The organism is Streptomyces sp. NPDC027663 (assembly GCF_055566415.1).
Genome location: NZ_JBVHSK010000001.1, coordinates 1,034,025 through 1,045,580 on the forward strand (window position 1 = coordinate 1,034,025; position 11,556 = coordinate 1,045,580).

An 11,556-nucleotide genomic window follows, 5' to 3' on the forward strand; every position below is an offset into this window, starting at 1 on the left:
CCGGTCGCGCAGTACTGCCCCGCGCCCCTTCGGGACGTGTCTACGCCGCCCTCGGCAGGGTCGCCGCGGGCTCCGCGCGGTGCATCGAGCCGCCCGCGCCCAGGTCGGAGAGGATCGCCGCGGCCGCGCGGTGGGCGGAGTGCAGGGCGCCCTGGACCGTGCTGGTGTCCCGGTGGTCGCCGCAGACGTACAGGCCCGCCAGCAGCCGTACCGGCCGGCGCAGATCGTGCGGCGGGCGCATCGCCGGGACCGCCTCCGGCGTGTGGTGCACGGCCAGCGTCTCCCAGCGGCACGTCGACGTGCCGTACAGCCGCGAGAGGTGGATGCGGACGGCGGTGTCCAGGCCCTCGGGCGGCGGCCCCAGCACCGTGGACGAGATCAGCACCCGCCCGGCCGGCGCCCGGCTCGGGTCCACGTTGCTGAGCACCGCCGTGTGCGCCACCGGCCCGCCCCGGTCGGCGTCCAGCAGCAGCGACGTGCCCGTCGAGAAGGCCGCCGCCGGGTCGTCCGTGGTGTGGTGGACGACCGTCACCGGATGGAAGTCCGGGACCCGCAGGCCCGGCAGCAGCTCGGCCGCGGCCCGCGCGTCGGTGGCCAGCAGCACCGCCCGGCACCGGATCTGCCCGTGCTCGGCGGTGGCCACCGAGGTCGTGGACACGGAGGTGACCCGCACCCCGGTGCGCACGGTGCCCGGCGGCAGCGACCGGGCGAGCAGCTCCGGCAGTACGTCCGCGCCGCCCTCCGGCACACACAGCCGCCCGCTCGCGAAGGCGCGCAGCGCCAGGTCGGCGCAGCGGCTGGACGTGGTCAGCTCCGGGTCGCACAGCAGCGCGGCGAGCAGCGGGCGCAGGAAGCCGTCGATGGTGCGCGCCGGGACCCCGCGCCGGGCGAGCGCCTGGGCGGCCGGCATCTCGGGGCGGCCCAGGATGCGTTCGACGGAGGTCGTGGCGATCCGGCCGAGCGCGGCGCCGAGGCGGGCCTGGTCGACCGCGCCGCCCACGGGCGCCCCGGTCCGGCCGGGCGCGGCCGGCGTGGCCCTGGGGGAGCCGGCGAGGGAACGCACCACATGAAGTGCGCCGCGTGCGCCCCGTGCGCTCCCTCCGCCCGCCGGTATGCCCGCACGCTGGGTGCGCCCGTCGCGGTGCAGCAGCACGCCCGGCGCGAACCGGCGCACGGCCAGCGCGTCCAGGCCCGGTGTCCGCCGGAGTTCGGGACAGGACGTGGACAGCAACTGTCCGATGCGGTCGAGCCGGAAGCCGTCGACCTTCTCGGTCGCCATGCGGCCGCCGACGTACGGGGCGGCCTCCAGGACCGCGGTCGTGACTCCTGCGCTGGTCAGCCGGTGAGCCGCCGAGAGGCCGGCGATTCCGGCTCCGACGATGACGACGTCCACCTGGTACGCGGGCTCAAGCACGAGGCCCCTCCTGTGGTTGCGCGGCCGGTGGAGACGTCATGCCCCCAACTGGCTTTAGCGATACCCGAGTTCGCGTCGAGGTTAGGCCCCCGATCGGTCAAGAGCAGTCGCGCATCGACAGGGCACGGTCGCATGGAGGTCGCATACGGTCACTTTCGTTCGCCGCTGTTGTCAGTCGACTCACGCCGCGCTCGCTCTGCCGTGCTCACGCGCTTCGCTCTGCCGTGCTCACGCATGCTCGCTCCGCCGTGCTCAGCGTGCTCACTCCGCCGCGCGGATCGCCTCATCGATGCCCGCGAACGCGAACCGGAACCCCGAATCCAGCAACCGCTTCGGCACCACCCGCTGGCTGCCCAGCACATCCCCGGCCATCTCCCCGAGCACCGTGCGCAGCACCGGAGCGGGCACCGCGAACACCGTCGGCCGGTTCAGCACCCGCCCCATCGCCTCCGTGATCTCACGGTTCGTCAGCGGCTCCGGCGCCGTCAGGTTGAACGGCCCCGACAGCGTCTCACCGTCGATGAGATGCCGGATCGCGGCCACCTCGTCGTGCAGCGCGATGTACGACCAGTACTGCCGCCCGTCGCCCAGCCGCCCCCCGAGCCCCGCCCGGAACAGCGGGAACAGCCGCCCCCAGGCACCGCCGCCCCGGGCCACCACGAGCCCCGTGCGCAGGAACACCGTCCGCACCCCCGCCTCCACCACGGGCGCCGCAGCCTCCTCCCACTCCACGCACAGCCTGGGCAGGAAACCGTCGCCGGGCGGCGCGTCCTCGTCCACCACCCGGTCACCGGTCTCGCCGTAGAAGCCGATCGCACTGCCGCTCACGAACACCCGCGGCGGCTCGGGCAGCGCGGCCGCCGCCTCGGCGAGCGCGGCCGTGCCCAGCACCCGGCTGTCCCGGATCAGCCGTTTGTACTCCGGGGTCCAGCGCCGGTCACCCACCCCGGCTCCGGCCAGGTCGACCACCACGTCACAGCCCGACAGCCCGGCCGCGTCGACGTACTGCCGCCCGGGATCCCAGCAGACCTCGTCCGCTCCCCTGGCCGCACGCCGCACCAGCCGTACGACCTCGTGCCCGTCCGCGGCCAGGGACCGCACCAGAGCGCTGCCGATGAGACCCGAGGCACCAGCCACCGCGATGCGTGAACGTTCCATGCCCCCAGCATGACCGTTCGACCGGTCGGAAACCCGGTGGGACGCCCCGACGGCCCACCGTAGGGTGATCGCCATGCCGCAGCCGTACATACGCCCCGCCCGGGCCGACGACGCCGAAGAACTCGCCGTCCTCGACCGGGCCGCCTGGTCCACCCTGCACGCGGTGACCCCGCGACCGACGCCGCCGTACGAGCCGTTCTTCGGCGAGCGGCACCCGGTGGACGAGTTCCTCGTCGCCGAGACGGACGGGCGCGTGCTCGGCTACGTCCGGCTCACCCGCCCGACCCCGCTCGCCTCCAACGCGCACGTCCTGGCGATCCAGGGGTTCGCCGTCGCCGAGGAGGCACGCGGGCGCGGCGTCGGGCGCGCGCTGATCCGGGCCGCCGTCACCGAGGCGCGCAGCCGCGGCGCGCGGCGCCTCACCCTGCGCGTGCTCGGGCACAACGCCCCGGCCCGCAGGCTGTACGACTCCGAGGGCTTCGCCGTCGAGGGCGTGCTGCCGGGCGAGTTCCACCTCGAGGGCCGGTACGTCGACGACGTGTGCATGGGCCGCAGCCTGTAGGCGAGCGCGGCGACTACCTGCCTCGTCCAGGCCCTACGCGTCGACCAGCTCGCCCGTGTCCACCGGCTTCGTCGCCGTGGCCCCGCGCCGGGCGTCGCCCGCCACCTCGGCCGCCGTCAGCGCGTATCCCGTCTCGGCGTCCGAGGTGGAGCGGGCGAAGACCATCCCGAACACCCGGCCGTCCGTGGTCAGCAGCGGTCCACCGGAGTTGCCCGGGCGGACCGTGGACCGGATCGAGTAGACCTCCCGGGTGACCGTGCGGTCGTTGTAGATGTTCTGGCCGGTTGCCCGCACCCGGTTCCCGACCGTCGCCGCCTGCAGGTCCAGGGATCCGTCCTGCGGATAGCCCGCGACCACCGCCGAGTCCCCGCGCGCGGCATCGGAGTCGAAGCGCAGTGCCGGGGCGCGCAGCTGCGGCACGTACAGCACCGCCACGTCCCGGTCGGGGTCGAAGAGCACCACCCGGGCCTCGTAGGACCGCCCGACCCCGCCTGTCCGCACGCTCGGACGGTCGATGCCCGCCACCACGTGCGCATTGGTCATCACATGCCGCGGCGCGTAGACGAACCCGCTGCCCTCCCGGCCCTCGTCACCCGAGGTGCCTTCGATCTTCACCGTGCTCGTCCTCGCGGCATCGGTCGCCGCGGGCGTCACGCTGTCGCCGGAGGGCCGGGCCACCTGGGCCGTCGACTCGTTCTCGAACGGGTTGAACACCTGCGGGAAACCCGCCTCGGTCAGCGCCGACGTCGCCCTCGAGAACCACGCGGGCGTGGTCTGCGGCATCGCCTCCTGCACCGCGCCCAGCAACGCAGAGTTCCGGATCTCGGTCGTCAGCATCTGCGAGGGGGACGCGCCCAGCACACTGGCCGCCACCCAGGCCACGATCAGCACCGCGACCGAGTTCGCCGCCGCGCCGCCCATCCCGTCCGCCACCCGCAGCGGACCCCGGTCCAGCTCCCCGCGCAACCGCAGCGCCAGCCGGCCCGCCAGCTCGTGCCCCACCGCCGCCGGGATCAGCACCGTCAGCACCGCGAGCACCGTCGCCGCCGCCGTACCCCGTTCGACCTGGCCCGTCACCCACGGCAGCAGCCACACGCCGACCACGGCGCCGCCCACGAACCCGGCCAGGGAGACGCATCCGGCCACCAGCCCGCGGCGGTAACCGGACACCGCGTAGACGACGATCACCAGAACAAGCACCAGGTCGAGCAGGTCCACGGAGCCGCCTTTCTCTCGGACCCCTGTGTACGGACGGGACGCCCCCGCCGATCACCACGCGCACGTGACCGCCCCCGGCAGCGCAACCCGTCACGTACGTCTGTACCCCCCGGAAACGTCCCGGACCAGGACGATGGTTCCACCACCCGGCACAGCTCACATCGCGGGCACGCGGCCGCGCCCCGACAGTGGGACCATGCGTCTGGTCCCCAGCACCTCCAGAGCCGGGAAACGGCGTGCCCGACGGACACCCCGCCACCCGAAACGGCGTGCCCGACGGACAGCCCGCCGCTTCCTCGTGGTGCTCGGCTGCCTGCCCGGGACGCTCGCCGCACTCGCGCTGGCCCTGTGCGCCCGCGGGGTCGAGAACGCCGTCGCGCACCGGTCCGACCGCGCCGCCGCGGCCCCGACCGTGGCCACCCACCGCGCCGCCCGGCCACCCATCGTGCCGCGATCCGCCTGGCTGGACCGCAGCACCGCGCGCAGCCAGCCGCCGCCGCGCTACGACGACGAGGTCGTCGCCGTCTTCCTCCACCACACCGACTCGCCCAACGGCTACCCGTGCGCCGAAGCGCCGCGCACCATCCGCCACCTGTACGCCGGCCAGACCGGCGCCCGCAGCTGGGACGACATCGGCTACAACTTCCTCGTCGACCGCTGCGGCACCATCTACGAGGGCCGCGCCGGCGGCGTCGACCGGGCCGTCACCGGCGCCCACGCCCAGGGCTTCAACCACCGCACCGCCGGCATCGCCGCCCTCGGCACCTTCACCGCCGGCGTCCCCGTGCCCCGGGCCATGACCGACGCGATCGCCGCCCTGACCGCCTGGAAACTCGGCCTCGCCGGCGTCGATCCGCGCGGCCGCGCCCGGCTCGTCTCCACCAGCGGCCTCAGCCGCTACAGGACGGGCGCCACTGCCACGCTGCCCGTCATCGCCGGCCACAACGAGGGCTTCAGGACCGACTGCCCCGGCGCCGCCCTCACCGCCCGCCTCCCCGAGATCCGCGAGCGGGCCGCCCAGCTGCAGGGCCGGCAGCCGGCCGCCATGCCGGGGACACCGACGGCTCCAGGGACCCCGACCGCTACGCCGGTCGCGCCGGCAGCGCCCCGGACGCCACCAGCGGGCCGGACGCCAGCGGGCCGGACGCCGGCAGCGGGCCGCCGGCCGGCAGCAGCCGCGGGCGCACCGCCGTTCAGCCCCGGCGTCACGCCTTGAACCGCTCCCACAGGCGGGGATAGCGCTGCGCCAGCTCCTGCTCGCTCTCCAGATCCAAAGGCGTGCCCTCCGGCTCCGCGGGCGCGGGCGCGATGCCGAGGTCGGGCGCGACGTTGCCGGTCAGCTGCTCGTACGCCTCGTCCGCCGCGTACCCCAGCTCCTCGCCGTCACCGTCGATGTCCTCGTCGAAGTCGCCCAGCAGTTCGGCCAGCGCGTCCGGATCGTGCACGGCGCCCTCGAACACCTCCCGGCCCTGGCCGATCAGCCAGCACCGGAAGAAGTCGAACGCGTCGTCGCTGCACCCGTCCAGCAGCACCCAGGCGGCGCCCCACAGATCCCAGCGGTAGGCCCGGTTGTAGCGGGCCTCGAAGTGACGGGCGAAGTCCAGGACCAGCTCGGGGTCCAGCTGGAGCAGCCGCTCCACGAGCAGGTCGGCCTGTTCCTCGGGGTCACCCTCGGCGGCCTCGCGGGTGGCGTCGATCAGCTCCCAGAACTCCGTCTCGTCCATCACGGCACCAGCATCGGGCCTCGGCCGGTGAGCCGCACGCGGAGTGCCGCGGATCGTTACCCGGCGTCCGGCCGCCGGTAGAGCCCGGCGATCCGGGCCGCATCCGCCGCGAACCGCTCCCGCAGGCCCTGTGGCGCCAGCACCTCGGCCTCCGGCCCGAGCGCCGTCAGCTGGGTGTGCGCGACCTCCTCCGACTCCACGGGCAGCGTCACCGTCACCCAGCCGCCGGCGTCGGGCGGGCCCGGATCCGCCAGTGCCTCCCGCGCGGCCAGCGGATCCACGGTGTGCGGCAGCCTGCGCACGCCCTGCGGGGACAGCCGTACGACCACCTCGGCGCGCAGGATCGACCGGGCGAACCGCTCGGCCTGGCCGGCCCAGTGGGCGGGCAGGCCGAACTCGGGGTCGCGGTCGAACCGCTCGTCCAGGACATCGACGGTGTCGAACCGGTCGATCCGGTACGTCCGGAAGGTGCCGCTTGCGGCCACCCGTGCGCACAGGTACCAGACCCCTGCCTTCAGCACGAGCCCGTACGGCTCCAGCCGCCGCTCGACCGTGCGGTCCCCGCGCCGGTAGGCCGCGCCGATCCGCCGGTCGTCCCAGACCGCCTCGGCGATCGCCGGCAGCAGCGCGGGCGTCTCCGGCTCCCGGAACCACGCGGGAGCGTCCAGATGGAACCGCTGTGCCGCGCTGTCCGGGGCGTCCCGCAGCGAGGGCAGCAACGCCGCCGACACCTTCAGCCGGGCCGCCGACGCCGCGTCCTGCAGCCCCATCTGCCTGAGCGCCCCCGGCACCCCGCTCAGGAACAACGCCTCGGCCTCGCTCCTGGCCAGCCCGGTGAGCCGCGTGCGGTACCCGCCGACCAGCCGATAACCCCCGGCCCGCCCCCGGTCGGCATACACCGGCACACCCGCCTCCGAGAGCGCCTGGGCGTCCCGGGTCACGGTCCGCTCCGACACCTCCAGTTCCCGCGCCAGCTCGGCGGCGGTCATGGCGGGCCGGGACTGCAGGAGGAGAACCATCTTGATGAGCCGAGCCGCACGCATGCGTTCATGATGCCGGGCGCCACCGACAGGACAGATGCCGGGCGCCACCGACAGGACAGATGCCGGGCGCCACCGACAGGAAAGGGGTACGGCAGTGGCCGTACCCCTTTCCTTCCCAGGACCCGGGTGTGACTGCTTCTTTCCCAGGACGCGGGTGTGACTACAGCCCGTACTTCTCCCGGGCCTCCTTGACCGCCGTGGCCTTCACCTCGCCGCGCTTGGCGAGCTGGGCCAGGGCCGCGACGACGATCGACGGGGCGTCGACGCCGAAGTGGCGGCGGGCGGCCTCACGGGTGTCGGACAGACCGAAGCCGTCGGCGCCCAGCGAGGACCAGTCCTGCTCGACCCACTGCGCGATCTGGTCCGGGACCTGGCGCATGTAGTCGGAGACCGCGAGGACCGGGCCCTCGGCGCCCTGCAGGGCCTGGCGCACGTACGGCACCCGCTCCTCGCCGCGCAGCAGGGCCGCGTCGGCATCGAGCGCGTCGCGCCGCAGCTCCGTCCAGGAGGTCGCCGACCAGACGTCGGCGGCCACACCCCACTCCTCGGCCAGCAGCCGCTGTGCCTCCAGGGCCCAGTGGATCGCCGTACCCGAGCCGAGCAGCTGGATGCGCGGTGCGTCGGCGGCCACGGTCACGCCCGCGGACTCCGCCGTGTTGAAGCGGTACAGGCCCTTGACGATGCCCTCGTCGATGCCGAGGCCCTGCGGCTTGGCCGGCTGCGGCAGCGGCTCGTTGTAGACCGTCAGGTAGTAGAAGACGTCCTGGTCCTCGCCCGGCTTGGCCTCGCCGTACATCCGGCGCAGACCCTCACGGACGATCACCGCGACCTCGTAGGCGAACGCCGGGTCGTACGTCAGGGCGGCCGGGTTGGTCGCGGCGATGACCGGGGAGTGGCCGTCGGCGTGCTGCAGGCCCTCGCCCGTCAGGGTCGTACGGCCGGCCGTGGCGCCGACGAGGAAGCCGCGGCCGAGCTGGTCGCCGAGCTGCCACATCTGGTCGGCGGTGCGCTGCCAGCCGAACATCGAGTAGAAGATGTAGAACGGGATCATCGCCTCGCCGTGCGTCGCGTACGCGCTGGACGCGGCGATGAAGTCGGCCATCGACCCGGCCTCGGTGATCCCCTCGTTGAGGATCTGGCCGTTCTTGGCCTCCTTGTAGTACATCAGCTGGTCGCGGTCGACCGGCTCGTACGTCTGGCCCTTGGGGGAGTAGATCCCGAGCGACGGGAACAGCGACTCCATGCCGAAGGTGCGCGCCTCGTCTGGGACGATCGGCACCCAGCGCTTGCCGGTCTCCTTGTCGCGGACCAGGTCCTTGACCAGGCGGACGAAGGCCATGGTGGTGGCCACGTTCTGGGAGCCGGAGCCCTTGTCGAAGGAGGCGAACGCCTTCTCGGCGGGGGCCGGCAGCGGGGCCACGGCGTGCGTGCGGCGGGCCGGGGCGGGGCCGCCGAGGGCCGCGCGGCGCTCCTGCAGGTAGCGGACCTCGGGGGAGTCGGCGCCCGGGTGACCGTAGGGCACCACGCCGTCGACGAAGTCGCTGTCCTTGATCGGCAGGCCGAGCAGGTCGCGCATCGTCTTGAACTCGTCCACCGTCAGCTTCTTCATCTGGTGGTTGGCGTTCTTCGACGCGAAGCCCTCGCCGAGGGTGTGGCCCTTGACCGTCTGGGCCAGGATGACGGTCGGCGCGCCCTTGTGCTCGACGGCGGCCTTGTAGGCGGCATAGACCTTGCGGGCCTCGTGGCCACCGCGCGAGAGGTGGAAGCACTCGAGGATCTTGTCGTCGCTCAGCAGCTTCGCCAGCTCGGCGAGCGCCGGGTCCTTGCCGAAGAAGTCCTCGCGGATGTAGGCGGCGCCGCGGGTCTGGTACGTCTGGATCTGCGCGTCCGGTACCTCGCGCAGGCGGCGTACGAGCGCGCCCGTGGTGTCGAGGGCGAACAGCTCGTCCCAGGCGGAGCCCCACAGCGTCTTGATGACGTTCCAGCCGGCGCCGCGGAACTGGGCCTCCAGCTCCTGCACGATCTTGAAGTTGGCGCGGACCGGACCGTCGAGGCGCTGCAGGTTGCAGTTGATGACGAAGGTGAGGTTGTCCAGCTCCTCACGAGCGGCGAGCGCGAGGGCCGCCGTCGACTCCGGCTCGTCCATCTCGCCGTCGCCGAGGAACGCCCACACGTGCGACGCGGAGACGTCCTTGATGCCGCGGTTGGTGAGGTAGCGGTTGAAGCGCGCCTGGTAGATCGCCGACAGCGGGCCGAGGCCCATGGAGACGGTCGGGAACTCCCACAGCCAGGGCAGGCGGCGCGGGTGCGGGTACGAGGGCAGGCCGTTACCGCCGGCCTCCTGGCGGAAGTTGTCCAGGTGCGCCTCGTTCAGGCGGCCGTCGAGGAAGGCGCGGGCGTAGATGCCGGGGGAGGCGTGGCCCTGGATGTACAGCTGGTCGCCGGAACCGTCGCCCTCCTTGCCCTTGAAGAAGTGGTTGAAGCCGGTCTCGTACAGCCAGGCCGCGGAGGCGAACGTGGCGATGTGGCCGCCGACGCCGTACTTCGAGCCGCGGGTCACCATGGCGGCCGCGTTCCAGCGGTTCCACGCGGTGATCCGGGCTTCCATCTCCGGGTCGCCGGGCAGGCCCGGCTCGGCGGAGGTGGGGATGGTGTTGACGTAGTCCGTCTCGAGGAGCTTCGGCAGCGCGATGCCGCCCGCCTCGGCGCGCTCCAGCGTGCGGCGCATCAGGTATGCGGCGCGGTGCGGCCCGGCCTCCCTGGCCACGGCGTCCAGGGAGGCCTGCCATTCGGCGGTCTCCTCCGGGTCGCGGTCCGGGAGCTGGTCGAGCGCGCTCGGCTGGATGGCGTGGGGGTCGGTCATGTCGCCGCCTTCCTCAGTCGAAGGGGGTTCCCTCATCGGTAAGGGTTCGGGGGTGCCCTTGTGTCTTTGGCAGGACAGGGCAGCGGACCTCGGTGGAGGTCCGTCGGCGACTGTAACTCCCTGATCGATGATCGATCAAAGGGTTGAGGGCGAAAACCTCTTGATTTGGAGAAAGTCGGCACCCGGTGCCTTGCAAGCGGGCACCGGGTGCCGCTGCCGATCAGGGTTTTCGCAGGTGAGCGCGGGGATGCTCGACTGAATCAAGCGCGCGGGGCACAGCCCAGGACGTGCGCCTTGACCAGCTCCGCGATCCGCGGATCCCGGCGCTTGAAGGCCTGCACCAGCTCCTCGTGCTCCTCCGCGTACGACTGCTGGACCGTGCCCAGCCAGCGGATCGACAGCGCGGTGAAGACCTCGATGCCGAGGCCCTCCCAGGTGTGCAGCAGCACCGAATTGCGGGCCGCGCGGACCAGCTCCCGGTGGAAACCGACCGTGTGGCGCACCTGGGCCGTGCCGTCGGCCATGCGGTCGGCCTCGTACAGCGCCAGCACGTGCGGCTCCAGGGCCGAGCAGTCCTCCGCGAGGCGGTCCGCCGCCAGCTCGGCCGCGATGGCCTCCAGGCCGGCCCGGACCGGATAGCTCTCCTCCAGGTCGGCCGCGCTCAGGTTCCGCACCCGCACGCCCTTGTTCGGCGCGGACTCGATCAGTCGCAGCGACTCCAGCTCGCGCAGCGCCTCCCGGACCGGCGTCTGGCTGACCTCCAGCTCGGTGGCGATCCGCCGCTCCACGATCCGCTCACCCGGCTGCCAGCGCCCGCTGACGATTCCCTCCACGATGTGCTCGCGGATCTGTTCGCGCAGCGAGTGGACGACGGGCGCGGTCATGAGGGCTCCTTCGGGAGGGCTGACGTTTAGACAATACGGCGGGTTCGCTCCGCGGGTAGGGCGCGTGGGGGTGCTTTGGTGCAGGTGAGACGAGGCGCACACGGGGCGTGCGGCGCATGCGGGAGCCGGTGCGTGGCTGTCGTCGGGGAGTGTGGCGGTTTGCCGCATGTCACGTCCTTCGCCGCGCGGCCGCCCTTCGTCGCCGGTCCGAAATCGCTCCCCGTCGAATTCGCCTTCGAATAGGTTGGGCGCCCGCAGGCGTCAGCACGCGATCGAGACCGAGGGGAACGGGGGGCCTGGTGAGCCGGAAAAAGGATCTGGCTGCCGAGGAAGAGGATCTGACCAAGCTGGCCGACGACCTCCAGTCGATGCAGGATCATCTGACCCGGCAGGTCACCCGCATGGACGGGCTCGTCGACGAGATCGAGCAGGGCTGGCAGGGGCCCGCAGCGGCTGAGTACCGCAAGCTCCACCGCTCGGTCGCCGCGGACGCCGTCGGGATCTGCGAGGTCCTGAGGAGGCTCGAAGAGGCCGTACGGCTGAGCCGGGACGGGTTCACCGCGACGGAACTCGATGTCCTGGCGCGCATGCGTGCCGTCAAGGTGGACGTGCAGGCCGAGGCGGACCAGCTGTCCACCCCTGCCGAGGCGCCGCCGGCGCGTCCGCGCAGCAGCCTCGAGCAACTGTGAC

General features: G+C 73.1%; 9 protein-coding genes and 1 pseudogene. 3 read left to right on the top strand and 7 right to left on the bottom strand.

Features of this window, described 5'->3' with window-relative positions:
- Nucleotides 1-40: 40 nt before the first annotated feature.
- Nucleotides 41-1,414, bottom strand: coding sequence for an NAD(P)/FAD-dependent oxidoreductase (locus tag ACZ4SF_RS04655; protein WP_468378146.1), 1,374 nt, complete (start codon nt 1,412-1,414; stop codon nt 41-43).
- Nucleotides 1,415-1,675: 261 nt separating this feature from the next.
- On the bottom strand, nt 1,676-2,572 hold the full coding sequence (locus ACZ4SF_RS04660) for a TIGR01777 family oxidoreductase (protein ID WP_468378148.1): 897 nt from the start codon (nt 2,570-2,572) through the stop codon (nt 1,676-1,678).
- A 73-nt stretch (nt 2,573-2,645) separates the two neighbouring features.
- On the opposite strand from ACZ4SF_RS04660, the gene ACZ4SF_RS04665 reads away from it, so the two are divergent.
- Complete coding sequence (locus ACZ4SF_RS04665) at nt 2,646-3,134, top strand: GNAT family N-acetyltransferase (RefSeq protein WP_468378149.1); 489 nt, start codon at nt 2,646-2,648, stop codon at nt 3,132-3,134.
- 33 nt (nt 3,135-3,167) lie between these two features.
- Here the strand turns inward: ACZ4SF_RS04665 and ACZ4SF_RS04670 are convergent, their stop codons facing one another.
- On the bottom strand, nt 3,168-4,352 hold the full coding sequence (locus ACZ4SF_RS04670) for a MarP family serine protease (protein WP_468378152.1): 1,185 nt from the start codon (nt 4,350-4,352) through the stop codon (nt 3,168-3,170).
- A gap of 133 nt (nt 4,353-4,485) precedes the next feature.
- On the opposite strand from ACZ4SF_RS04670, the pseudogene ACZ4SF_RS04675 reads away from it, so the two are divergent.
- Nucleotides 4,486-5,385: pseudogene (locus ACZ4SF_RS04675) on the top strand (peptidoglycan recognition protein family protein); the annotation flags it as partial.
- A gap of 172 nt (nt 5,386-5,557) precedes the next feature.
- Here the strand turns inward: ACZ4SF_RS04675 and ACZ4SF_RS04680 are convergent.
- The 4 genes from ACZ4SF_RS04680 to ACZ4SF_RS04695 all read right to left on the bottom strand — a co-directional run bounded on the left by ACZ4SF_RS04680 (nt 5,558) and on the right by ACZ4SF_RS04695 (nt 10,866).
- Nucleotides 5,558-6,076, bottom strand: coding sequence for a DUF4240 domain-containing protein (locus ACZ4SF_RS04680; RefSeq protein WP_468378321.1), 519 nt, complete (start codon nt 6,074-6,076; stop codon nt 5,558-5,560).
- Nucleotides 6,077-6,132: 56 nt separating this feature from the next.
- Nucleotides 6,133-7,119 carry a helix-turn-helix transcriptional regulator gene (locus ACZ4SF_RS04685; RefSeq protein ID WP_468378154.1) on the bottom strand — a complete coding sequence of 329 codons (987 nt, stop codon included), beginning with the start codon at nt 7,117-7,119 and terminating at the stop codon, nt 6,133-6,135.
- Between the two features lie 160 nt (nt 7,120-7,279).
- Nucleotides 7,280-9,982 carry a pyruvate dehydrogenase (acetyl-transferring), homodimeric type gene (aceE, locus tag ACZ4SF_RS04690; protein ID WP_468378156.1) on the bottom strand — a complete coding sequence of 901 codons (2,703 nt, stop codon included), beginning with the start codon at nt 9,980-9,982 and terminating at the stop codon, nt 7,280-7,282.
- A gap of 260 nt (nt 9,983-10,242) precedes the next feature.
- Nucleotides 10,243-10,866, bottom strand: a complete 624-nt coding sequence (locus ACZ4SF_RS04695) for a GntR family transcriptional regulator (RefSeq protein ID WP_468378159.1) — start codon at nt 10,864-10,866, stop codon at nt 10,243-10,245.
- A 299-nt stretch (nt 10,867-11,165) separates the two neighbouring features.
- On the opposite strand from ACZ4SF_RS04695, the gene ACZ4SF_RS04700 reads away from it, so the two are divergent.
- Entirely contained in the window at nt 11,166-11,555 is a 390-nt protein-coding gene (locus tag ACZ4SF_RS04700) for a WXG100 family type VII secretion target (protein WP_468378162.1), read from the top strand.
- The last annotated feature ends 1 nt before the right edge of the window (nt 11,556 follow it).

Coding starts and splice junctions, on each gene's coding strand:
- ACZ4SF_RS04680 (WP_468378321.1), bottom strand. CDS start 6,076: ATGGACGAGACGGAGTTCTGGGAGCTGATCGACGCCACCCGCGAGGCC.
- ACZ4SF_RS04695 (WP_468378159.1), bottom strand. CDS start 10,866: ATGACCGCGCCCGTCGTCCACTCGCTGCGCGAACAGATCCGCGAGCAC.
- ACZ4SF_RS04665 (WP_468378149.1), top strand. CDS start 2,646: ATGCCGCAGCCGTACATACGCCCCGCCCGGGCCGACGACGCCGAAGAA.
- aceE (WP_468378156.1), bottom strand. CDS start 9,982: ATGACCGACCCCCACGCCATCCAGCCGAGCGCGCTCGACCAGCTCCCG.
- ACZ4SF_RS04660 (WP_468378148.1), bottom strand. CDS start 2,572: ATGGAACGTTCACGCATCGCGGTGGCTGGTGCCTCGGGTCTCATCGGC.
- ACZ4SF_RS04685 (WP_468378154.1), bottom strand. CDS start 7,119: ATGCGTGCGGCTCGGCTCATCAAGATGGTTCTCCTCCTGCAGTCCCGG.